24 protein-coding genes are annotated in these 23,011 nt (G+C 65.8%); 22 read left to right on the top strand and 2 right to left on the bottom strand.

Going from position 1 to position 23,011, the window contains the following annotated elements; genetic code table 11:
- Nucleotides 1-113 precede the first annotated feature (113 nt).
- The 21 genes from QX132_RS13950 to QX132_RS13850 all read left to right on the top strand — a co-directional run bounded on the left by QX132_RS13950 (nt 114) and on the right by QX132_RS13850 (nt 20,642).
- Nucleotides 114-1,235: a HoxN/HupN/NixA family nickel/cobalt transporter gene (locus QX132_RS13950; protein WP_316161539.1), complete on the top strand. Its 1,122-nt coding sequence runs from the start codon at nt 114-116 to the stop codon at nt 1,233-1,235.
- A gap of 15 nt (nt 1,236-1,250) precedes the next feature.
- The gene (locus QX132_RS13945; RefSeq protein ID WP_316161653.1) at nt 1,251-2,267 is read left to right on the top strand and encodes a HupU protein; all 1,017 of its coding nucleotides are present in this window, start codon (nt 1,251-1,253) and stop codon (nt 2,265-2,267) included.
- Nucleotides 2,264-3,703 (top strand): nickel-dependent hydrogenase large subunit, encoded by a 1,440-nt coding sequence (locus tag QX132_RS13940; RefSeq protein ID WP_316161538.1) that lies wholly within the window; start codon nt 2,264-2,266, stop codon nt 3,701-3,703. The genes QX132_RS13945 and QX132_RS13940 overlap by 4 nt, the downstream gene beginning before the upstream one ends.
- 233 nt (nt 3,704-3,936) lie before the next feature.
- Nucleotides 3,937-5,028 (top strand): hydrogenase small subunit, encoded by a 1,092-nt coding sequence (locus tag QX132_RS13935; RefSeq protein ID WP_315736707.1) that lies wholly within the window; start codon nt 3,937-3,939, stop codon nt 5,026-5,028.
- A 21-nt stretch (nt 5,029-5,049) separates the two neighbouring features.
- A complete protein-coding gene (locus QX132_RS13930) occupies nt 5,050-6,840 on the top strand; it encodes a nickel-dependent hydrogenase large subunit (protein ID WP_316161536.1) in 1,791 nt (596 codons plus the stop codon).
- 14 nt (nt 6,841-6,854) lie between these two features.
- A complete protein-coding gene (gene cybH / locus QX132_RS13925) occupies nt 6,855-7,598 on the top strand; it encodes a Ni/Fe-hydrogenase, b-type cytochrome subunit (protein ID WP_316161535.1) in 744 nt (247 codons plus the stop codon).
- Nucleotides 7,599-7,610: 12 nt separating this feature from the next.
- A complete protein-coding gene (locus QX132_RS13920) occupies nt 7,611-8,198 on the top strand; it encodes a HyaD/HybD family hydrogenase maturation endopeptidase (protein ID WP_316161533.1) in 588 nt (195 codons plus the stop codon).
- A 22-nt stretch (nt 8,199-8,220) separates the two neighbouring features.
- Nucleotides 8,221-8,511, top strand: coding sequence for a HypC/HybG/HupF family hydrogenase formation chaperone (locus tag QX132_RS13915; protein WP_316161531.1), 291 nt, complete (start codon nt 8,221-8,223; stop codon nt 8,509-8,511).
- Between the two features lie 235 nt (nt 8,512-8,746).
- Nucleotides 8,747-9,193 carry a hydrogenase accessory protein gene (locus tag QX132_RS13910; RefSeq protein WP_316161530.1) on the top strand — a complete coding sequence of 149 codons (447 nt, stop codon included), beginning with the start codon at nt 8,747-8,749 and terminating at the stop codon, nt 9,191-9,193.
- Entirely contained in the window at nt 9,190-10,053 is an 864-nt protein-coding gene (locus QX132_RS13905) for a hydrogenase expression/formation protein (RefSeq protein WP_316161528.1), read from the top strand. The genes QX132_RS13910 and QX132_RS13905 overlap by 4 nt, the downstream gene beginning before the upstream one ends.
- Entirely contained in the window at nt 10,050-10,262 is a 213-nt protein-coding gene (locus QX132_RS13900) for a rubredoxin (RefSeq protein ID WP_315778869.1), read from the top strand. Before QX132_RS13905 ends, QX132_RS13900 begins: the two co-directional genes overlap by 4 nt.
- Nucleotides 10,259-10,768 carry a [NiFe]-hydrogenase assembly chaperone HybE gene (gene hybE, locus QX132_RS13895; RefSeq protein WP_315778867.1) on the top strand — a complete coding sequence of 170 codons (510 nt, stop codon included), beginning with the start codon at nt 10,259-10,261 and terminating at the stop codon, nt 10,766-10,768. The genes QX132_RS13900 and hybE overlap by 4 nt, the downstream gene beginning before the upstream one ends.
- The gene (locus QX132_RS13890; protein WP_316161526.1) at nt 10,765-11,871 is read left to right on the top strand and encodes a nickel-dependent hydrogenase large subunit; all 1,107 of its coding nucleotides are present in this window, start codon (nt 10,765-10,767) and stop codon (nt 11,869-11,871) included. The genes hybE and QX132_RS13890 overlap by 4 nt, the downstream gene beginning before the upstream one ends.
- Complete coding sequence (gene hypA / locus QX132_RS13885; protein ID WP_315736719.1) at nt 11,864-12,205, top strand: hydrogenase maturation nickel metallochaperone HypA; 342 nt, start codon at nt 11,864-11,866, stop codon at nt 12,203-12,205. The genes QX132_RS13890 and hypA overlap by 8 nt, the downstream gene beginning before the upstream one ends.
- The gene (hypB, locus tag QX132_RS13880; protein ID WP_316161525.1) at nt 12,205-13,173 is read left to right on the top strand and encodes a hydrogenase nickel incorporation protein HypB; all 969 of its coding nucleotides are present in this window, start codon (nt 12,205-12,207) and stop codon (nt 13,171-13,173) included. The genes hypA and hypB overlap by 1 nt, the downstream gene beginning before the upstream one ends.
- Nucleotides 13,170-15,437, top strand: a complete 2,268-nt coding sequence (gene hypF, locus QX132_RS13875) for a carbamoyltransferase HypF (protein WP_316161524.1) — start codon at nt 13,170-13,172, stop codon at nt 15,435-15,437. Before hypB ends, hypF begins: the two co-directional genes overlap by 4 nt.
- A complete protein-coding gene (locus QX132_RS13870) occupies nt 15,437-15,673 on the top strand; it encodes a HypC/HybG/HupF family hydrogenase formation chaperone (protein WP_315796222.1) in 237 nt (78 codons plus the stop codon). The genes hypF and QX132_RS13870 overlap by 1 nt, the downstream gene beginning before the upstream one ends.
- Nucleotides 15,670-16,797, top strand: a complete 1,128-nt coding sequence (hypD, locus tag QX132_RS13865) for a hydrogenase formation protein HypD (protein ID WP_316161523.1) — start codon at nt 15,670-15,672, stop codon at nt 16,795-16,797. The genes QX132_RS13870 and hypD overlap by 4 nt, the downstream gene beginning before the upstream one ends.
- A complete protein-coding gene (gene hypE, locus QX132_RS13860; RefSeq protein ID WP_316161521.1) occupies nt 16,794-17,834 on the top strand; it encodes a hydrogenase expression/formation protein HypE in 1,041 nt (346 codons plus the stop codon). The genes hypD and hypE overlap by 4 nt, the downstream gene beginning before the upstream one ends.
- A gap of 8 nt (nt 17,835-17,842) precedes the next feature.
- On the top strand, nt 17,843-19,300 hold the full coding sequence (locus tag QX132_RS13855) for a sigma-54 dependent transcriptional regulator (RefSeq protein WP_315796226.1): 1,458 nt from the start codon (nt 17,843-17,845) through the stop codon (nt 19,298-19,300).
- Complete coding sequence (locus QX132_RS13850) at nt 19,275-20,642, top strand: sensor histidine kinase (protein ID WP_315796228.1); 1,368 nt, start codon at nt 19,275-19,277, stop codon at nt 20,640-20,642. The genes QX132_RS13855 and QX132_RS13850 overlap by 26 nt, the downstream gene beginning before the upstream one ends.
- Nucleotides 20,643-20,763: 121 nt before the next feature.
- Here the strand turns inward: QX132_RS13850 and QX132_RS13845 are convergent, their stop codons facing one another.
- Together QX132_RS13845 and QX132_RS13840 are read right to left on the bottom strand one after the other, a co-directional pair.
- Nucleotides 20,764-21,450, bottom strand: a complete 687-nt coding sequence (locus tag QX132_RS13845) for a GntR family transcriptional regulator (RefSeq protein WP_315736729.1) — start codon at nt 21,448-21,450, stop codon at nt 20,764-20,766.
- Between the two features lie 100 nt (nt 21,451-21,550).
- Nucleotides 21,551-22,264: a GntR family transcriptional regulator gene (locus QX132_RS13840; RefSeq protein WP_315755007.1), complete on the bottom strand. Its 714-nt coding sequence runs from the start codon at nt 22,262-22,264 to the stop codon at nt 21,551-21,553.
- A 138-nt stretch (nt 22,265-22,402) separates the two neighbouring features.
- Here QX132_RS13840 and QX132_RS13835 point away from each other — a divergent pair, with 138 nt between their 5' ends.
- A complete protein-coding gene (locus QX132_RS13835; RefSeq protein ID WP_315796230.1) occupies nt 22,403-22,927 on the top strand; it encodes a copper chaperone PCu(A)C in 525 nt (174 codons plus the stop codon).
- The last annotated feature ends 84 nt before the right edge of the window (nt 22,928-23,011 follow it).

Genomic DNA, 23,011 nt, shown 5'->3' with positions numbered 1-23,011 from the left:
AGCGGGTTGCCAAGCGAGAGGGCAATCCGGGAAGCGCCGCCCAGGTTTTCCTGCAGCTTTTGCCTGCAGCGGGGGCTTTACCGAACTGGCCTGGCTCTTGCTATAGTCCGAGTATGACGATTGTTCCAATTGATCATCCTCGGGCCGCGCGGCTGCTGTGGTGGCGGTCGCAGCCCGGCCGGACCGTCGCGCTCGTCGCCGGGCTGGTCGCGGCCAACGCGCTCGCCTGGGCCTGGGCGTTCGCGCTCTATGCCGACCGCCCCGCCATCGTCGGCACCGCGATGCTGGCCTGGCTGCTCGGACTGCGTCATGCGGTCGATGCGGATCACATCGCGGCCATCGACAACGTCGTGCGGAAGCTGGTGCAGGACGGTAACCCCCCGCGCGCCGCCGGCCTCTATTTTGCGCTCGGCCACTCCAGCGTCGTCGTCATCGCCACCATCGTCGTGAGCCTCATCGCGGGCGCGGACCTCCTGGATGAAGAGGGTGCGATCAGGACGATCGGCGGCGTCGTCGGCACGTCGGTATCGGCCGGCTTCCTGCTGCTGATCGCGTTGGCGAACCTCATTCTGTTCGTGAACCTCTGGCGCCGCACGGCACAGCCGCAGTCCGAGATGGAAACCGCCGGAAGCCCCGGACGGGGCATCCTCATCCGCCTGCTGCGCCCCGTGCTCCGCCTGGTGGGACGCGCCTGGCACATGTATCCGCTCGGCTTCCTGTTCGGTCTCGGCTTCGACACCGCGAGCGAGATCGGGCTTCTCAGCCTGTCGGCGACCGAGGCTGCGCGCGGCGCGAGCCTCGCCCATGTGCTGGTATTCCCGGCGCTGTTCGCGGCTGCGATGGCCACCGTCGACACCGCCGACAGCATGCTGATGGTCGGCGCCTATCGCTGGGCGCTGACCGATCCCGCACGCAAGCTGCGCTATAACCTCGTGATCACCGGCGCATCCGTTGCGATCGCGCTGGTGATCGGCAGCTTCGAGGCGTTCACGCTGTTGGCGCCGCGGCTTGGCCTGACGGGGGGATGGGCTGACGTCGCCACCGCGCTGGGCGACGGTGTCGCCAATCTCGGAATCGTCGCGATCGGCCTGTTCGGACTGGTCTGGGCGGTCGCCATGCTGCTCGGTCGCAGTCAGCGCGGTTCCGAGGCGACGCCCGGCGAAGCGCTTGCCAGCGTTCGTGCGGGGGCGCTAAACCCGCCGGCGATACGAAGCGGAACGCATAAGACGGGCTAGGAGCGGGGCCTCATGATGGTCGGCTCGGAGGGAACGATCAGGATGCTGTGGCTGCAGGGCGCGAGCTGCGGCGGCTGCACCATGTCGATCCTGGAAAGCGGTGCGTCCGGCTGGTTCGACGAATTGCGCCAATCCGGCATCGATCTGGTATGGCATCCCTCCGTCAGCGAGCAGACAGGGGACGAGGTCGTGGAGCTGTTGGAGGCGATCCGCGACGGCCGCGAGCGGCTCGATCTGCTGGTGCTCGAAGGCTCGGTGGCGCGAGGCCCCGGTCTGACCGGCCGCTTCAACATGCTCGCCGGCACCAACCGCTCGATCTATCACTGGCTGCTCGATCTGGCGCCGCTGGCCGACTACGTCGTCGCCGTCGGCAGCTGCGCCGCCTATGGCGGCATTCCCGCGGCTGGCATCAATCCGACCGATGCGGTCGGACTGCAGTTCGAGGGCAGCGATATCGGCGGCGCGCTTGGCGCGGCCTTCCGCTCGAAACGCGGGCTGCCGGTGATCAACGTCGCAGGCTGTGCGCCGCATCCGGGCTGGATGATGGAGAGCCTGCTGGCGCTTACCTCGGGCGATCTGACGGCAGACGGCCTCGACACAGTCGGCCGTCCGACCTTCATCGCCAACCACCTCGCTCATCACGGCTGCTCACGCAACGAGTTCTACGAGTTCAAGGCGAGTGCGGAAGCGATGTCAGAGCGCGGTTGCCTGATGGAGCATCTCGGCTGCCGCGCAACGCAGGCGGTCGGCGACTGCAATCAGCGCTCGTGGAACGGCGGCGGCTCCTGCACCAAGGGCGGCTACGCCTGCATCGCCTGCACCTCGCCGGGCTTCGAGAGCGCGCAGAACTATCTGGAGACGGCGAAGCTCGCCGGCATCCCGGTCGGCCTTCCCACCGACATGCCGAAAGCCTGGTTCGTCGCGCTCGCAGCGCTGTCGAAATCGGCCACGCCGCGCCGCGTCCGAGTCAATGCGACTGCCGATCACGTCGTGGTGCCGCCGGGCCGGGCCAGTGACAAGCGTCGCCCATGACGCGGATCACGGTCGGGCCGTTCAATCGTGTCGAAGGCGATCTCGAGGTCAGGCTCGATATCGAGAGCGGTCGCGTCACGAGGGCAGAGGTGACGGCGCCGCTCTATCGCGGCTTCGAGCAGATCTTGGAGGGGCGGCCGCCGTTGGACGCCCTGGTGATCGCACCGCGAATCTGCGGCATCTGCTCGGTGTCGCAATCGATCGCCGCCGCCGCGGCGTTGCGCCAGGCCATGGGTATTGCGGCAGCGCCAAACGGTGTCCTCGCGGCCAACATCGCGCACGCGGCCGAGAACGCAGCGGACCATCTGACGCATTTCTACATCTTCTTCATGCCGGACTTCGCCCGCGACGCCTACGCCTCGCATGCCTGGCATTCGGCTACGGCCGAGCGTTTCGCGGCGACGAAGGGCAGCGCGGCCCGCGAAGCGTTGCCTGCGCGCGCGCGACTGCTCGAGATCATGGGCCTGATCGCCGGCAAATGGCCGCACAGTCTCGCCTTCCAGCCGGGCGGGACGACGCGCGCGATCGAGCTCGGCGAGCGCGTGCGGCTCAACGCGATCGCGGCGTCGTTTCGCGGTTTCCTTGAGCGCGTCCTGTTCGCCGACAAGTTGGAGAACGTGCTCGCCTTGTCGACGCCGGACGAACTCGACCGTTGGCGCGAGGGCCGAGCCGGCGACTTCGCGCATTTCCTTCGGCTGGCCGATGCGCTCGCGCTGGCCGACCTCGGCAGCGGACCAGGTCTCTTGATGAGCTTCGGCGCGTACCACGACTTCAATGGGGCTCGTTTTCGCGCTGGCGTCCGCACGAGCAGTGGCGAGGTCCAGGCTTTGCCGTCGGACGGCATCACCGAGGACGTCTCGCACGCCTGGATGCACGATACGTCGCTCGATCCGGCCGAGAGCCGCACCGTGCCCGATGCCGACAAAGCCGACGCCTATAGCTGGTGCAAGGCGCCGCGTCTCGCGGGAGAACCGGTCGAGGTCGGCGCTCTCGCAAGGCAGGCCATTGACGGTCAGCCGCTGATCACCGCGCTGCTCGCGAGCGGTCGCAGCAATGTCCGCAATCGTGTCATCGCCCGGCTGATCGAAACCGCGCAACTCGCGCTGTCAATCGAGCACTGGATCAAGGCGCTGCGTCTCAACGAGCCGTTCTGCGTGAACAGCGGTGAGGCGGCCGACGGCCACTTCGTCGGGCTCGTGGAGGCTGCGCGCGGCAGCCTCGGCCACTGGCTCGCAGTGCGCTCCGGCCGGATCGAGCGTTATCAGATCATCGCGCCGACGAGCTGGAATTTTTCGCCGCGCGACGCCAACGGCGTTGCGGGCCCGCTCGAGCAGGCGCTCGTCGGCACCGAGGTCGGCGATGCCGGCGCGCGTGCGGTCGGCATCCAGCACGTGGTGCGGTCGTTCGATCCCTGCATGGTCTGCACGGCGCATTGAGCGCGCTGCACACAGGCAGGCGGCAAGCGGAAACAAGATTGTCGGTGCAAAGCGCGTGATTTCCGATTGTCGCGCGCGATCCACCACCGAAGGCTCCGTCACTGCGATCGCACCGCTTCAAGCATCTGAAATCATTATGATTCAAATCCAGCAATGATGCTGGCCCGCATCTTGCTGTCCTTCTCGCCAGAACGCGATCAGATGATCGCCAACGCGATGTCAGGGGAGGACTCATGGGCGCGGCAACGGAAACCTTTTACAGCGTCATCAGGCGTCAGGGCATCACGCGGCGCAGCTTTCACAAATTCTGCAGCCTGACCGCGACGAGCCTCGGCCTCGGCCCGGTCGCGGCGAGCCGCATCGCCAATGCGCTGGAAACCAAGCCGCGCACGCCGGTCATCTGGATGCACGGGCTGGAGTGCACGTGCTGCTCGGAGAGCTTCATCCGCTCGGCGCATCCGCTGGTGAAGGATGCCGTGCTGTCGATGATCTCGCTCGACTATGACGACACCATCATGGCGGCGGCCGGCCACCAGGCGGAGGCCATCCTCGACGAGACGCGCGCGAAGTACAAGGGACAGTATATCCTCGCGGTCGAAGGCAATCCGCCGCTGAACGAAGGTGGCATGTTCTGCATCGACGGCGGCAAGCCGTTCGTCGAAAAGCTGAAGATGATGGCCGAGGACGCCATGGCGATCATCGCCTGGGGCGCCTGTGCCTCCTGGGGCTGTGTGCAGGCGGCAAAGCCCAATCCGACGCAGGCGACCCCGATCGACAAGGTCATCACCAACAAGCCGATCATCAAGGTGCCGGGCTGCCCGCCGATCGCGGAAGTCATGACCGGCGTCGTCACCTTCATCACCACCTTCGGCAAGCTGCCGGAGCTCGACCGCCAGGGCCGGCCGAAGATGTTCTACTCACAGCGTATCCACGACAAGTGCTATCGCCGACCGCATTTCGACGCCGGCCAGTTCGTCGAGGAGTGGGACGACGAGGCCGCGCGCAAGGGCTACTGCCTCTACAAGATGGGCTGCAAGGGCCCGACCACCTACAACGCCTGCTCGACGGTGCGCTGGAACGGCGGCGTGTCGTTCCCGATCCAGTCTGGTCACGGCTGCATCGGCTGCTCCGAGGACGGCTTCTGGGACAAGGGCTCGTTCTACGACCGCCTCACCAACATCAAGCAGTTCGGCATCGAGCACAACGCCGACCAGGTCGGCATGGTGGCCGCGGGCACGGTGGGCGCAGCGGTCGCGGCGCATGCGGCGGTGACGGCCGTGAAACGGCTCGCCACCAAGCGCGACGACGCCAAACAAGATCATTGATCGCATTCAGGGCAGGCAACGATGGGCATCCAGACTCCCAACGGCTTCAATCTCGACAATTCCGGCAAGCGCATTGTCGTCGATCCGGTCACTCGCATCGAGGGACACATGCGGGTCGAGGTCAACGTCGACTCCGACAATGTCATCCGCAATGCGGTTTCCACCGGCACGATGTGGCGCGGCATCGAGGTGATCCTCAGGAATCGCGACCCGCGCGACGCCTGGGCCTTCACCGAGCGGATCTGCGGCGTCTGCACCGGAACGCATGCGCTCACATCGGTGCGCGCGGTCGAGAACGCGCTCGGCATCACCATTCCGGAGAATGCCAACTCCATCCGCAACCTCATGCAGCTTGCGCTGCAAGTGCACGACCACGTCGTGCACTTCTATCATCTGCACGCGCTGGACTGGGTCGACGTGGTCTCGGCGCTCTCGGCCGATCCGAAGGCGACGTCGACACTGGCGCAGTCGATCTCGAGCTGGCCGCTGTCGTCGCCCGGCTATTTCAGGGACCTCCAGACCCGCCTCAAGAAATTCGTCGAGTCGGGGCAGCTCGGCCCGTTCAAGAATGGATATTGGGGCAGCAAGGCCTATAAGCTGCCGCCCGAAGCCAACCTGATGGCGGTGGCGCACTATCTGGAGGCGCTCGATTTCCAGAAGGAGATCGTCAAGATCCACACCATCTTCGGCGGCAAGAACCCGCACCCCAACTGGCTCGTGGGTGGCGTGCCGTGTCCGATCAACATCGACGGCACCGGTGCGGTCGGCGCCATCAATATCGAGCGGCTGAATCTCGTCTCCTCGATCATCGATCGCCTGATCGAGTTCAATGAGATGGTCTATCTGCCCGACGTCGCCGCGATCGGCTCCTTCTACAAGGACTGGCTCTATGGCGGCGGCCTGTCCGGCAAGAGCGTGCTCGCCTATGGCGACGTGCCCGAGCATGCCAATGACTACTCCGCCAAGAGCCTGAAGCTGCCGCGTGGCGCGATCATCAACGGCAACCTGTCCGAGGTGTTTCCGGTCGATCACGCCAATCCGGACGAGATCCAGGAGTTCGTGGTTCACTCCTGGTACAAATACCCCGACGAGACCAAGGGACTGCATCCCTGGGATGGCATCACCGAGCCGAACTACGTGCTCGGCCCCAACGCGAAGGGGAGCAAGACGGACATCAAGGAGCTCGACGAGGGCGGCAAATATTCCTGGATCAAGGCGCCGCGCTGGCGCGGACACGCGATGGAGGTCGGACCGCTCGCGCGCTGGGTGGTCGGCTATGCGCAGAACAAGGCGGAGTTCAAGGACCCCGTCGACAAGTTTCTCAAGGATCTCGACCTGCCTCTGACGGCGCTGTTCTCCACGCTCGGCCGCACCGCGGCGCGTGCGCTGGAATCGGTGTGGGCCGGACGCCAGATGCGCTACTTCCAGGACAAGCTGATCGCCAACATCAAGGCGGGCGACAGCTCGACGGCGAATGTCGACAAATGGAAGCCCGAGAGCTGGCCGAAAGAGGCCAAGGGCGTCGGCTTCACCGAGGCGCCGCGCGGCGCGCTCGCGCACTGGATCAAGATCAAGGACACCAAGATCGACAACTACCAGTGCGTCGTGCCGACGACCTGGAACGGCTCGCCCAGGGATCCCAAGGGCAACATCGGCGCATTCGAGGCGTCGCTGATGAACACCCCGATGGCCAATCCCGAGCAGCCGCTCGAGATCCTGCGCACGATCCATTCCTTCGATCCGTGTCTGGCCTGCTCGACGCACGTCATGAGTCCGGACGGACAGGAGCTGGCCAAGGTCAAGGTCAGGTAGGCGGGAGAAGCACCATGATGGATGCAGTTGCACGTCCCGCGGAGTCCGAGCCCAATCTGGCCGCGATCGCGGCCGATGCGGCCGGCGAGCATGCGATCGGCCGGCCCACGGTCTATGTCTACGAAGCGCCGGTGCGCATCTGCCACTGGGTCAACGCGTTCGCGATCATCGTTCTGATGATCACCGGTTATCTGATCGGATCACCGCTCCCGACGGTGTCGGGAGAGGCGTCCGCGAACTTCGTGATGGGCTATATCCGCTTTGCCCATTTCGCGGCCGGACAGGTGCTGGCGGTGTTCTTCCTCGCCCGCATCTTCTGGGCCTTCGTCGGCAACCACCATTCCCGGCAGATCTTCTACATTCCGGTGCATCGCAAGCAGTTCTGGAAGGAAGTGCTGCACGAGATCCGCTGGTACGCGTTCCTGGAGCGTGAGCCGAAGATGTATGTCGGCCACAATCCCCTGGCGCAGACGGCAATGTTCACCGGCTTCACGCTGTTCGTCGCCTTCATGATCGTCACCGGCTTTGCGCTCTATTCGGAAGGCACCGGGATCGACAGCTGGCAGCACAAATTGTTTGGCTGGGTGTTTGCGATCTGGCCGAACAGCCAGGATGTCCATACCTGGCATCACCTCGGGATGTGGGCGCTGGTCACGTTTGTGATGGTGCATGTCTATGCCGCCATTCGCGAAGACATCATGTCGCGCCAGAGCATCATCTCCTCGATGATCTCAGGCGAACGGCAGTTCCGCGACTAGCAGGGGGCCGGCATGGTCGATGAGCGCGGGCGCGATCGCATTTTGGTGCTCGGGATCGGCAACATTCTCTGGGCTGACGAAGGCTTCGGCGTGCGGGTGGTGGAGGAATTCCACCGCCGCTTCACCGTGCCCGACAACGTCACGATCCTGGATGGCGGCACGCAGGGACTTTACCTCGTCAACTATGTCGAGGAAGCCGACGGCCTGATCGTGTTCGACGCCATCGACTATGGCCTTGTGCCGGGCGAGCTCAAGCTCGTCCGCGATGACGAGGTGCCGCGCTTCACCGGCGCCAAGAAGATGAGCCTGCACCAGACGGGCTTCCAGGAAGTGCTGAGCGCGGCCGACCTGCTCGGCCGCTATCCGCAGCGGCTTGCGCTGATCGGCTGCCAGCCGCTCGACCTCGAGGATTGGGGCGGTCCGCTGACTGCGCCGGTTCGTGCGCAGATCGCGCCGGCGATCGAGCTGGCCTGCGCCCTGCTGGCGGAATGGGGCGCGCCCGCCGTGCCGCGGCGTGAGCCGCTCGCCGGCGACGCGCGCCTGCTCGCCAACGACATCGACCATCACAACTATGAGCAGCGGTCGCGCCCGGCCGAGTGACCGCGTCGCGAGGGAATCCGACATGTGTCTTGGCCTGCCGATGACAATCCTCGAGACCGATGGCGTCTCGGCGCTGTGCAGCTTCGACGGCGAGGAGCGCCGCGTCTCGGTGCTGTTGCTGTCGACCCCGCCGGTCGGGGCCAAGGTGCTCGTCTATATCGACAACGCCGTTCGCCTGCTCGATGACGAAGAAGCGCGGCTGATCGGCGAGGCGCTGCGCGGCCTGCAGGCGGCCGTGAACGGCGAGAATTGCGACGACTTCTTCGCCGACCTGATCGGGCGCGAGCCGGAGCTTCCGGAGCATCTGCGGTAGCGGTGTTATGCCCTTGGATGGGCGCCAGATTCCTGGCAATAAGATTTCCATAAGAAAAGTAAGTTGCCAGATATTATCTGGAAAGCGGCTTTCCGATTGATTGCGCGGCCCTTAACTTCGATAAAAATCTGATATTTTTCAATGTATTGAGCTACACGCTGCCGCGTGGGCGTCTGGCACGTTGATTGCTAAAGTGGAGAGCACGGCAACGATAACTGGTCAGGGAGAAGCATCGATGGAAATGCAGCAGCGTGACCCCGCGCGCATGCGAGGCGGGTTGCCGGAGGTCGATGCCGGCACCGTCGATGCCTTTCTCGCCGAGGCCGATCGCGCCGGGCTGGTCGCCGTGCTGCTGTCGGCCGGAGATCCCGCGCGGTTTCCGGAGGCGCTCGATGTGGCCATCGTGCTGCCGGAGCTGATCACCGCGTTGCAGGGCCGGCTGCGTGGGGGGGTCATCGCGCGCGACGCGGAGGCGGAGCTCGGGACGCGATTCGGCGTGCGCGTGCAGCCGAGCCTGATCCTGTGCCGCGGGGCCGACACGCTCGGCCTGATCGCCAAGATCCAGGACTGGTCTGTCTATGTCGATCGCATCTCGCGGCTGATCGACCGGCCGCAGGGCGCGACTGCAACGGTCGTTGCCAGCATCGTCCCAGTCCATCAGCCTGCGGGAGCCGAGCGATGAAGCCGGGATTCTGGATCGCGCCTGAAGGAGCCGAGGAGCCGGTCAACATCTTTCCGATCGGCGAAGAGGCGCTCGATACATCGCACAAGGGGCTGACCGCTTCCGGGGCCCTGGCCAAGCTGGCCTCGCTCGACTCGGAGGCGCTGGCGCGCAGCTGCCCGCGGGCGGTCGAGCTGCTGTCGACGATTGCAGCGGCCGTCGCGGCGCAGACCGCCGGCGCGCCGACGCAATTATTCCGGCTCGAGGGCCTCAACGATCTCGAGCGCCGGCTGATCGACGACGTGCTGGGCGAGGGCGAAGTCGCCGGCGTCGTGGCTCTTCCCGACGGGACGCTGGCTCAGATCCAGGAATCGGTGCTCGCCGGAATATGGCGGGTGCGGCTGGAGGCGGACGAGCGCCACGACTACGTCGAAATCGGCGCCGTCCCGGAGATCGTATCGCGCGCCGCCGCCGATCTGACTGCAGGTGACATCGTGATCGGCCCTGTGCCCGAGGGCACCATGAACGCGCTGCCGGTGCTCGCCGAGATCCGCGAGCGCGCGCTGTCCTGGCGACCAGGTCAGCGCTCGCAGACCATCAACTTCACGCTGCTGCCGATGAGCCCAACCGACATGAGCTTCCTGCAGCAGACGCTCGGCAACGGTCCGATCCAGCTGATGTCGCGTGGCTACGGCACCTGCCGCGTGCTCGCGACCGGCATCCGTCATGTCTGGTCGGTGCAGTTCTTCAACGCCATGGACACGATCATTCTCGACACCCTCGAGGTCGGCGGTGTGCCGGTGGTCGCGCTCGCCGCGGCTGAGGATTTCGAGGATTCGGCCGAGCGTCTGACCCAGATCATCGAGGCCTATTTCACATGAGCGGCGGCTTCGAGAATTTCGGTGTCCGCAGCGATCTCGCTGATGACGTGCTGCTGGAGTGCGGCATCTGCTGGACGCGCTACGACCCGGCCGAGGGGGATGGCGTGGCGCAGATTCCGCCGGGCACGCCGTTCGCGGCCTTGCCGGACGACTGGCATTGCCCGAACTGCGATGCGCCGAAAGCCAAGTTCATGGTGGTCGGGCCATGAGCACTGAGGCGGTCGGGCAGGGGACGTCGGACGTCACGCCGGCCGCGTGGGGCGAGCGTCTTGCCGGCGTTTATCGCGAGATCGGCGCTCGTGCGATGCGCGAGCTGCCGATCTATCACGACGCGCTCGACGTCGAGGCGATCGGATTTTCAGTGGTCGACGGCCGCATCCTCGGAATCGTCGTCACGCCCTGGTTCATGAACGTGGTCACTCCGGCCGCACAAGGCGCCGCCGGATCCGTCGTCAAGATCGTGCTTCCGGCTGGCTCGTTCGAATTCACGATCGGCGATGTTGCCGAGGTCGGTCGGATCGCGAGCTGCTCGCTGTTCTCGCCGATGTTCCAGTTCGAGGACATGACCGCGGCGCGTGCGGCGGCGGAGGCTGCGCTCGCCGCGCTGATGACGGCGCCGGAGGATGATCTGTCGTCCGAACGCGCTGCGAAGGCGTCGAGCGCGATCGATCGCCGTGCGTTCCTGCGCGGCACCCTCTCCGAGGGCCGCGCATGACCCTCACCTTTCGCAACCGCATCGACGTGACGCTGTCGGTCGCCGATCGGCTGATCACAGGCGTCGACATTCAGCCGCGCACGAGGCCGCCGCTGGGACGACTGTTCGCCGGCAAGCCGGCCGATATGCTGCTCGCGGCCCTGCCGCGGTTGTTCTCGCTGTGCGCCAGTGCGCACCAGGTCGCGCTGCTGTCAGCGTTGGAAGCCGCACGCGGCGAGCAGGCGCCGCCGTTGACCCGTCACCGTCGGATCAAGGCCGTGGTGGTGGAGCGCTTCGCCGAGCTTATGCGCGGGCTGCTGATCGCGCCATTTGCGCAAAATCGCAGTGACGCGCAGCTGGCGCAACGGCTGTTGCAGGCGGTCGCGTCGCTGCAGATGCATTCCGGCGCTGACACCCAGCAGCAATCTCGCGCTGCAACCTTGTCTCAAATCAAGACGGACATGGTGGTCCTGGGCATAGGCTTGCCAGCGGAGCCGGTTCTGCCGGAAACTCCGCTTGCATCTCTGATGGACTCGGCCCGGAATGCCGTCGACGATGGAGGATGGAGGCACATGCCGGCCGCGCACGACATCCTGTCGGCCGCCGACGATGACGTCATCGTCGCGCAATTGATGGACGTGGGATCTGCCTTTGCTGAGGCTCCGGAACTCGACGGCCGGGCTCCGGAGACCGGGGTCTGGGCCCGGTATGCGGAGCGCCATCAGTTGGCATCAGCCGGTCCCGTCGAACGCCTCTCAGCCAAGATCACCGAGGTTGCCGAGCTGTTCCGCTGGATCGAGGCCGGCGAGGCTGAGGACGAAGCGGCCGACCAGCATGCCATCGCGAGCTACGCGCTCGGGTCGCGGCGCGGCGGCGCCGCGGTTGAATGCGCCCGCGGCCGGCTGCATCACGCAATCGAGCTGGATGCGCACGGCGCGGTCTCGCGTTTCGAGTATCTGGCGCCGACGGAATGGAATTTTCACCCGCGCGGCCCTGTCGTGAGGAGCCTCACCGGGGCTGCGCTGCGCGGAACGGGCGATCGCGAGGCCATCAATACGATGGTCGGATCGTTCGATCCCTGCGTCGGCTATCACCTGGCATTCCGGGAGATGGCCGATGCATGAGATGGCGCTGTGCGAGGGCATCGTCGAGATCGTCGAGCAGGAGGCGCGCAAGGGCGCCTTCTCCACGGTGAAGACGGTGTGGCTGGAGATCGGTGCGCTCAGCCATGTCGCGCCGGAGGCGCTGCGATTCTGTTTCGAGGCGGTGACCGCGAAGACCCTGTTGCAGGGGGCGGCGCTCGAGATCATCGAACAGCCGGGCACGGCGTGGTGCCTGGGCTGTTCGCGCAGCGTCGAGATCAGCCAACGCTACGCGCCTTGTCCGGCCTGCGGCAGTCATCAGCTGCAGGTCACGGGCGGTGAGGACATGCGGGTCAAGGAGCTGGAGGTCGAGTAATGTGCACGGTGTGCGGCTGCAGTGACGGCAAGTCCTCCGTCGAATCCGGTGATCATCATCACGATCACGGTGAGCATCAACATGCTCATGGACATGATCAGTCCGGACATCATCATCATCACGGCCATCACTGCCATGATCATGATCACGAGCATGGTCACCATCACCATGATCATGACCATCATGATCACGGTCACGCGCATGACCACCATCATGATCACGCCGCCGACCGCATCGACTGCTCGGCCAACCCTGCGGGGCAGGAGGTTGCCGGTCTCTCCAGCGGACGCATCATCCAGATCGAACGCGACATTCTCGGCAAGAACAACCGGCTCGCGGCCGAGAACCGCGCACGCTTCGCCGCGCATGACGTGCTGGCATTCAACTTCGTCTCCAGCCCGGGCGCCGGGAAGACCTCGCTGCTGGTCCGCGCCGTCTCCGATCTCAGGCAGAGCCGGCCTGTCGCGGTGATCGAGGGCGACCAGCAGACCTCCAACGATGCCGAGCGCATCCGCGCCACCGGCGTTCCGGCGATCCAGATCAATACCGGCAAGGGCTGCCATCTCGATGCGGGCATGATCGGCGAAGCCTATGGCCGGCTGCCGGCACTGCGCGGCGGGCTACTGTTCATCGAGAATGTCGGCAACCTCGTGTGTCCGGCCGCCTTCGATCTCGGCGAGGCCTGCAAGATCGTCGTGTTCTCGACCACCGAGGGCGAGGACAAGCCGCTCAAATATCCCGACATGTTTGCAGCGTCATCGCTGATGCTGATCAACAAGATCGATCTGGCGCCGGTGCTCGATTTCGATCTTGCGCAGACGATCGAATATGCCCGCCGCGTCAATCCGAAGATCGAGGTGCTGACGATCTCGGCCAAGACCGGCGAGGGCCTCTCGGCGTTCTACGCCTGGATCAGGAAGCAGTCGGACCGGATGCGGGCGAGCGCGATGAACGCGGTGCAGGGATGAGCACGTCCGGCCGGACATCGGCGGCGAACCATACGCGCCTCCGGCTCCGCGTCCGCGGTGCCGTGCAGGGCGTCGGCTTTCGTCCCTATGTCCATGGCTTGGCGATCCGCCATCGGCTCGGCGGCTTCGTCGCCAACGATGCTGATGGCGTGCTGATCGAGGTTGAGGGCGACGAGGTCGCCGAATTCGTCGAGGCTCTGCCGCGGCAGACGCCGCCACTGGCGCGCATCGACGACATCGCCGTCGAGCCGATCGTGGCCGACGCCGGCACGGGCTTCCGGATCGCCGAGAGCGTGAGTGGGCGCGTCACGACGCGGATCGTGCCGGACGCCGCCACCTGTGCCGCGTGCCTGGCCGAGCTGTTCGATCCCGGCAGCCGCTTCCATCTCTATCCCTTCGTCAACTGCACCCATTGCGGTCCGCGCTTCACCATCGCCGAGCGCCTGCCTTACGATCGCCCGTCCACGGCGATGAAGCACTTTCCGATGTGTGAGGCTTGCCGGTCCGACTACGACGATCGCGCAGGGCGCCGCTTTCATGCCGAGGCGATCTCGTGTCCAAGCTGCGGGCCGCGGCTCAGCCATGGCATCGATGAGATCGCGGCCGCGCTCGCGAATGGCAGGATCGTCGCCGTCAAGGGGCTCGGCGGCTATCAGTTGCTCTGTGATGCGCGAGATGAGCAGACCGTCCAGCGGCTGCGCGCCCGTAAGCAGCGCGACGGCAAGCCGTTCGCCGTGATGTTGGCCACGGCCGACGCTGCAACTGAGATTGCCGAGATCGACAAGCCTGAGCGCGCGCTGCTGGAGCAGGTGGCGCGGCCGATCGTGCTGTTGCGCTCACGCCAGCGTGTTGCGTCCTCGGTCGCACCAGGCCTCGCAAAGATCGGGGTGATGCTGCCGGTCGCTCCGCTGCATCATCTGATCTTCCATGTGCTGGAGGCGGGCCGCCGCGCGGCTGCCGACGGACCATGGGCGCTGGTCTGCACCAGCGCCAATCCGAGCGGGGAGCCGCTGCTGACCGACAATGATGAAGCGAGGAGCGGTCTGGCTGATATCGCGGATCTGATCGTTACCCATGACCGAGACATCGTCATCCGCGCCGACGATTCCGTGCTTGCTGTCGTGGCCGGCGTTCCCCGCTTCGTCAGGCGTGCGCGCGGCTATGTACCGGAGCCGATCCGGCTCGCACGTGCAGGGCCGCCGGTGCTCGCGGTCGGCGCTCATCTGAAGGCGACGGTGACGGTAACGCGCGGCGACGAGGCGTTCGTATCGCAGCATCTCGGTGATCTCGACACGGCAGCCGCGATCCGCTTCTTCGAGGAGACGATCGCGCATCTCACCTCCATCCTCGACGTCGAGCCGGTCGCGATCGCGCATGACCTGCATCCGGACATGGCGTCGACCCGGTTCGCGCAGGCACGAGGTCTGCCGACGTTGCCCGTGCAGCATCACCATGCGCATGCGGCTTCCGTCATGGCCGAACAGGGCGTGACCGGCCCCGCCCTCGCGCTGGTGCTGGACGGCTACGGCTATGGCAGCGATGGCGGCGCCTGGGGCGGTGAATTACTGTCGTGCGACGGCGCTGGCTTCCAGCGCCTCGGCCATCTCGCCCCATTGAAGATGCCGGGCGGCGACCGGGCCGCACGGGAGCCGTGGCGGATGGCGGCGTCAGTGCTGCACGATTTCGGTCGCGGTGACGAGATCGAGCGGCGTTTCGTAGCGCAGCCCCAGTCGCGCAACATAGTCACGCTGCTAGACCTTGCCGATACCGCGGTCACCACCAGCGCCGGCCGGCTGTTCGATGCCGTAGCTGGTTTGCTCGGTGTCAGCACGGTGCAGAGCTATGAAGGCGAGGCGGCCATGAAGCTGGAGGCGCTGGTGCGTGAACCGGCGACGCTTGAGCGCGGCTGGACCATTGCCGATGGCGTGCTGTCGCTGCGGCCGCTGCTCGCGCATCTGATCGCGCGTGATCTCGACACTGTCGAAGCGGCGGGGCTGTTTCACGGCACGTTGGCCGCGGCCTGCGTCGACTGGATCGCGAGAGCTTCGCGCGCGACTGGCATCGGCACGATCGTGCTGAGCGGCGGCTGCTTCCTCAATGCGCATCTGGCCGAACAGATCGTGCGCGGCTGCCGTTCCGCAGGCCTCGATCCGCTGCTGCCGCGCCGGCTGCCGCCCAATGACGGCGGCCTCAGCCTCGGGCAGGCCTGGGTGGCTGGTCTGCATCTCACACAAAGCAATGTGCTGTCTGGAGGGACCGTCTGATGTGCCTGGCCATTCCCGCCGAGGTGATCAAGCTCTTGCCTGACGACATGGCGATCGTCTCGATTGACGGCGTCAGCAAGGAGGTCTCGATCGCGCTGATCGAGGAGATCGCCGTCGGCGACTACGTCATTCTTCATGTCGGCCATGCGCTGGCCAAGATCGATCCGGAGGAGGCGCGCGAGACGCTCGACCTGCTCCGGCAGATGGGCGAGGCTATGGCGGAGGTCAGGCCATGAAATATGCCGACGAGTTTCGCGACAAGGAGCTGGCGACGGGTCTTGCGCGCGCCATCCGCGCCAAGGCCGATCCGGCGCGCGCCTATCGCTTCATGGAGTTCTGCGGCGGCCACACCCATGCGATCGCGCGCTATGGCCTCGAGGACATGCTGCCGGACAATGTGCGCATGATCCATGGTCCCGGCTGCCCGGTCTGCGTGCTGCCGGCCGGGCGCATCGACATGGCGATCGCGCTCGCCGAACGGCCGGAGGTCATCCTCTGCGTCTATGGCGACCTGATGCGCGTGCCGGGCTCGCGCGGGTCCTCGCTGCTCAAGGCGAAGGCGCGCGGCGCCGACATCCGCATGGTGTATTCGACGCTGGATGCGATCGCGCTGGCCGAGCAGAATCCCGGTCGCGAGGTGGTGTTCTTCGCCATCGGCTTCGAGACCACGACGCCGCCGACCGCCGTGATGATCCGGGCCGCCGAGAAGAAGCGATTGTCGAACTTCACCGTGTTCTGCAACCACGTGCTGACGCCGCCGGCGATGCGCGCGATCCTCGACAGCGGCGACACGGTCGAGATCGACGGCTTCGTCGGGCCGGCGCATGTCTCGACCGTGATCGGCACCGAGCCCTACGCGCCGTTCGCGCGCGATGACGGCAAGCCCGTCGTGATCGCGGGCTTCGAGCCGCTCGACATGATGCAGGCGATCCTGATGCTGATCGAGCAGGTCAATGACGGCCGCCACGAGGTGGAGAACCAGTATCGTCGCGCCGTCACCGGCAGCGGCAACCAGCGCGCCATCCGCGAGGTCGCCGAGATCTTCGAGCTGCGCGACCGGTTCGAATGGCGCGGTCTCGGCAGCATTCCGGCGAGCGCATTGAAATTGCGGCCCGGCTTTGCGCATCTCGATGCCGAGCTGCGCTTTGCCATGTCCGAGCTGGTGGTGGCCGACAATCCGGCCTGCGAATGTCCGGCCATTCTGCGCGGCCTGAAGAAGCCGGTGGACTGCCGGCTGTTCGGCACCGCCTGCACGCCGGAGACGCCGATCGGCTCCTGCATGGTGTCGTCGGAAGGTGCCTGCGCGGCGCATTGGACCTATGGCCGCTTCCGCGACCATCAGCGGAGGCTTGCATCATGAGCATGCATCAGCGCCGGCTCGACCTGAAGAACGGCTGCGTCGATCTCTCGCACGGCGCCGGCGGCCGTGCGATGGCGCAACTGATTGCCGGCCTGTTCCACGAGGCGTTCGGCAACGAATGGCTGGCGCGAGGCAACGATCAGTCGGCGTTCGACGTCGCGGCCGGCCGCATGGTGATGACGACCGATGGCTATGTGGTCTCGCCGCTGTTCTTCCCCGGCGGCAATATCGGCTCGCTCGCGGTGCACGGCACGGTCAACGACGTCGCCATGGCCGGCGCGACGCCGCTGTATCTGTCGGCGAGCTTCATCATCGAGGAGGGGTTTCCGTTTTCCGATCTGAAGCGGATCGCCGATGCGATGGGAGTGGCGGCGCGCGAGGCCGGCATCGCGATCATCACCGGCGATACCAAGGTGGTCGAGCGCGGCAAGGCGGATGGCGTGTTCATTTCGACGGCCGGCGTCGGCGTGCTGTCGGAAGGCCTCGATTTGTCGGCCGACAAAGCCAGGCCCGGCGATCGCGTGCTGCTGTCCGGCAGCCTCGGTGACCACGGTGTCGCCATCATGTCGAGGCGGCAGAATCTCACCTTCGACACCGAGATCATCTCGGACTCGGCCTCGCTGCACGGCCTCGTCGCCGACATGGTTGCGGCCGGCGGCGCCGGCATCCGGCTGATGCGCGACCCGACTCGCGGCGGGCTTGCGGCCACGATGAACGAGATCGCCCAGCAGTCCAATCTCGGCTTCCGGTTGCAGGAGGAATCGATTCCGGTGAAGCCTGCGGTCGCAGCCGCCTGCGAGCTGCTGGGGCTCGATCCGCTGCATGTCGCCAACGAAGGCAAGCTCGTCGCGGTGGTCGCGCCCGAGGTGGCCGGCGCCGTGCTCGCCGCCATGCAGGCGCATCCGCTCGGCCGCGATGCCGCCGAGATCGGCGAAGCGGTGGCCGATGATCACCGCTTCGTCCAGATGGCGACGAGCTTCGGCGGCGGCCGCATCGTCGACTGGCTGTCCGGCGAGCAGTTGCCGCGGATCTGCTGAGACGCGCGATGGGCATCCAGGGAACGATACTGGTCGTGGATGACGAGGTCCGGTCGCAGGAGGCGCTGCGCCGCGTCCTCAACCAGGATTTCGAGGTCTTGTGCGCGGGCAACACGAACGATGCCGAGAAGCTGCTCGAAGGCGAGATCGTGCATGCCGTGATCTGCGACCAGCGCATGCCGCAGGAGTCCGGCGTCAGCTTCCTGAAGCGCGTGCGCGAGATGTGGCCCGACCCTGTACGGATGATCATCTCCGGCTATTCGGACTCCGAGGACATCATCGCCGGCCTCAACGAGGCCGGCATCTATCAGTACATCACAAAGCCCTGGCAGCCGGATCGCCTGATCGAGATCGTCCGCGAGGCCGTGCAGCTGTACCGGCTGCAGAAGGAGACGGAGACCGCCGGCGTTGACGTGAAGGCCACGCCGGCCCATATCAAGAAGGTGGTGTCGGTCAAGCGCGGCGCCGCCAAGCAGCTCTACGATTTCGACCGCATCGTGCATTCGGCCGCGAGCCCGATGCGCAACGTGATCGAGCTCGGCCGGCGCGCCGCCGACTACGACATCTCGGTCTTGATCACCGGCGAATCCGGCACCGGCAAGGAGCTCCTGGCGCGCGCGATTCACTACGGTTCTGCGCGGGCCACCAAGGCGTTCGTCGTCGAGAATTGCGGCGCGCTGCCGGATGAGCTGCTGGAAAGCGAGCTGTTCGGCTGCAAGAAGGGCGCGTTCACCGGCGCCTATCAGGACCGCATCGGCCTGTTCGAGGTTGCCGATGGCGGCACTATCTTTCTCGACGAGATCGGCGAGACCTCGCCGGCATTTCAGGTCAAGCTCCTCCGCGTGCTGCAGGAGAGCGAGATCCGGCCGCTCGGCGCGCAGCGCGTGCGCCAGGTCGACGTGCGCGTGGTCGCTGCCACCAACCGGGATCTCGAGGCCGAAGTCGAGGCCGGCCGCTTCCGCCGCGACCTCTACTACCGGCTCGCCGCGTTTCCGGTGCACATGCCGTCCTTGCGCGAGCGTCCGATGGACATTCCGCTGATCGCCGAGGGCGTGCTGTCGGCGGTGAAGACATCGTTCAACCGGCCGCATCTGCGTTTCGCACCGGCGGCGCTGGAGGAATTCTCCCGCTATCACTGGCCCGGCAATGTCCGCGAGCTGCAGAACGAGATCCAGCGCATGGCCGTGCTGGCCGATGCCGACGAGCTGCGCTGTCCGCCGTTCGCCGCCCGGCGCAGCGCACGCCGCGCCGCGCCCGCGATACCCAATGGCAAGCTCAATGGTTCCGGGAGCCTGAAGGACAGGGTCGAGGATCTCGAAAAGACCATCATCGTTCACTGTCTGGAGAAATATGATGGTAACATCAGTCGCGTCGCCAGCGAGCTCGGCCTGTCACGGGTGGGGCTCCGGAACAAATTGTCGAGATACGATCTGAAGAAACATGGCAAAGGCCACTCACTCTCCTGAGTCCGGGGCTGACACGCTGCTCAAGCTGATCGCGAGCAGCAGCACGCTCGAATTCGACAGCGAGCGCGAAGGCGTGTGGATCGAAGTGATCCGCAAGATGGACGAGGTCTATTCCGACCTGCTGCGCTACGAGGTCGATCTCGAGCACAAGAACGCCGAGCTCGAGGAAGCCCAGGCGTTCGTCACCAACGTCATCGAGTCCGTCTCCGACATCCTGGTCGTCTGTGACGCCAGGGGCACGGTGCAGCAGGCCAACTCCGCCTTTCTGCAGACATCGGGACGGGCCTTGGCTGACATCGCCGGTCGCGATATCGCCGAGATGATTGATCCCGATCATCGGCCCAAACTTGTCTCGCTGCTGAAGCCGCGCAGCAGCGCGGAAGTGGTCGACGGTGAATTGCGCTTTGCCGCGGCGGCCGGCGTCAGCTCCGACCTGTTCGCGATCAACAGCTCGCCGCGGCATGACCATCGCGGCCGCTTCATCGGCGTCGTGCTGACGGGCCGTCCGATCGGCGAGCTGCGCCGCGCCTATGAGGCCCTGCACAAGGCGCATCAGGAGCTGCAGCGGGCGCAGCGGCAATTGGTCGAGCAGGAGAAGATGGCAAGCCTCGGCCGGCTCGTCGCGGGCGTGGCCCACGAGCTGAACAATCCGATCAGCTTCGTCTATGGCAACATCCACACCCTGATGCGCTACCGCACCTCGCTGGTCGGCTATCTCGATGCCATCCATGAGCAGCCGGTCAGCGAGGACATCGCCGCGCTTCGCTCGGATCTGAGGATCGACGCCATCCTGGAGGATTTCGGGCCGCTGATCGACGGCACGCTGGAAGGTGCGGTGCGCATCAGCGAGATCGTCAAGAACCTGCGCCGCCTGTCGTTCTCGAAGCTCGGCGAGGTCGAGCGCGTCAACATCGAACGGCTGATCAATACCGCCGTGCTGTGGGCAGGGCGCACCAAGCAGCATCGTGTCGACATCCAGATCGAGGTCGAGCCGGATCTGTGGATCTCCGGCAACGAAGGCCAGCTGCATCAGGTGATCGTCAACCTCGTGGAGAACGCGATCGACGCGATGCGATCGACCGACCTGCCGCGTCTTCTGGTCGCGGTGGCGCGCCAGGGCAACGAGATCGCCTTTCGCATCACCGATAACGGCCCCGGCATCGACAAGGATCACCTGACCCACATCTTCGAGCCGTTCTTCACGACCAAGCGCGTCGGGGAGGGGACGGGGCTCGGGCTGTGGATCAGCTACGGCATCGTCCGCGAGCACGGCGGCGAGCTGTCCGCGACCAACGAGCCGCAGGGCGGCGCCACGTTCTCTTTCAGCTTGCCGGCGGCTTGACCATAGCGGCGGGGCTGCTGCCGACGCTGAAGTGGGATGCTGGGTATCCCTTCGAAACGATGTTGGGGTTCCTGACGGCGGTGCCGTCGGATGTTGCGGGCAGAAGCCAAGCCCGAGGTGATCAGGACGCCGTCGCGACCGGCACGCGCTCGCGCTGATTGGTCAACCGCGCCAGCAGCACGGTTGCGGTTCGCGTGATGTGTTGCCGTGCGAGATCCTCGGCCTTCTGCGCATCGCCGGCGATCACCGCCCGCAGGATGTCCTCATGCTGATCCCAGATTCGCCGCGGCGTCTCGTCGCGCATCAGCACCTCGCCCATCAGCCGGCGCAGATGCAGCCAATGCGGCAGCGTGGTGTCCTGGATGACGGAGTTGCCGGAGATCTCGTAGAGGAATTCATGAAACTTGACGTCGGCCTCGATCAGCTTCTCGACCGAATGCTCGCGCTCGGCGCTCCGGCCCTGCTCGATCAAATTCGGGCCTTCCTCGGCCGCTCGCTTGGCGCCGCGGGTCGCCGCGAGCCGGCAGGCGAGGCCCTCGGCGACCGCGCGTATTTCATAGAGGTTGCGGATGAAGTCGGTGTCGATCGGCGCGACTTCCAGGCCGCGGCCCGGCGCCTCGCGCACAAAGCCGTGATTGCGCAGCAGCAGCAGCGCCTGCTGCACCGGCTGGCGCGATACGCCGAGGTCGCGGGCCAGATCGTCCTGAATGAGGCGGGCCGATTCCGGCAGTTCGCCGCCGACGATGTCGGAGAGAATGCGCTCGTAGACGCGTTCGGTCAGGCTCGGCTGTGTCTTCAGCGGCGGCACACGGCCTCCACGGGATCAGGTGTGATGTCCGGTCGCGAATGTGGAGCTGCCGTGCCGGAGCCCGGCGCTCGCATTGCGGCCGATGTCGGTCTGAACGGGGTCATAGCGAGAATTTCCGCGCAGTGAGCGTTCGCCGCTGCTTGGGCTTGCTGTCCTGCTGGATTTCGAGGTGATGGATGAACACACTGGCCGCGCGCGAAATGTGCTCGCGGCTCAGCCGTTCGGCCTCGGCGCTGCGGCCTTCGATCACGGCTGCAAGAATGTCCTCATGCTCGTCCCAGACCGCCCGGGACATGCTCTGCTCCTTCTGCAGGACGTCGGACATCACGCGCTTCAGGCAGGGCCAATGCGGCGCCATCGTCTCGCCGATCAGCGCGTTGCCGGAGAGGTCGCCGAGGAAGCAATGGAAGGCGATGTCGGTCTCGATCTTGCGGTTGACGAGCCCGCTCTTCACCGCCTCGTGGCCGGCTGCGATGTAGGCCGGACCTTCGCGTGCGGCGCGATCGCTCGCGCGCTCGGCGGCCAGCCGCGCCGCGAGGCCTTCGAGCACCGCGCGCATCTCATAGAGGTCCCGAACGAAGCCGGGGTCGAGCGGCGCCACGATCAGGCCGCGGCCGGGCGCGCTCTGCACCAGCCCGCAGCCGCGGAGCAGGATCAGCGCCTGCTGAACCGGCTGGCGCGATACCCCGTAAGCCTGGGCCAGATCGTCCTGGATCAGCCGCGAGCCCGGCGTGAGAACGCCGCTGACGATCTCGTCAGTGATCGCTTCGACGACCTGGTCGACCAGAGAGGGAGCGGCGGGCACGATTCGCATGGGTCATCACATTTTGCCGCACATTAGCATGTCAAGTCCGAAAATCCATTTGCGAGGTATTCGAATTCAGAGTACGAATTCAAAAAAGAACGCTGCGTTAAGGCAAGTTAAAAAGCGGCCAAATAGGGAGGGACTCCGTTGTCGGAAGATCCGACCAGTCTGGAGCGCGATCAGGTTTGGTCCGTGCGCTCGGAGGGCAGCGTGCCCGCCGGCGTCATGCTGGCGGTGTCGCGGGCATTGCTGGTGGCCTCGGTCGCGTCGTTCGCCGCGATGGCGCCTGCGCTCGGGGCGGCCGGAGAAGGCCTGACCTTGTCCGATGCGTGGGTGCCGGCGGCGCCCGAGGTGGGACGCGATATCCCGTTGCTGATCACGATCAAGAATGACACGACCGCGCCGGAAGCCTTGATGCGCGTGCGTTGTCCGATCGCCAATTTCTCGGAGCGGCACACCGTCGACCGCGGCGAAGGCGCGCCGGCGATGCGCTCCATTCCCAACATTCCAATCGCCGCGGGCAGCACGCTGGTGCTGCTGCCGACCGCCTATCACGTGATGCTGCTGCAGACGCGGGAGCCGCTCGAGCCAGGCAAGCGCTTCACCTGCACGATCGTATTCCAGAAAGCAGGATCCATCGAAACGGAGGTCGAGGTTCGCAAGTCGCCTTGAAGCGTGTTTGTCGCCTGCTGCCCTCCGCCGCCGCGCTTGGCGGAGCGGTATTCGCTCCAACTCATAATCAATATAATGGGAGAA

The organism is Bradyrhizobium sp. SZCCHNRI20481 (genome assembly GCF_032485055.1).
GTDB lineage: Bacteria > Pseudomonadota > Alphaproteobacteria > Rhizobiales > Xanthobacteraceae > Bradyrhizobium.
The sequence above is the reverse complement of the archived record's forward strand: the minus strand, read 5'-3'. Positions and strand labels throughout refer to the sequence as shown.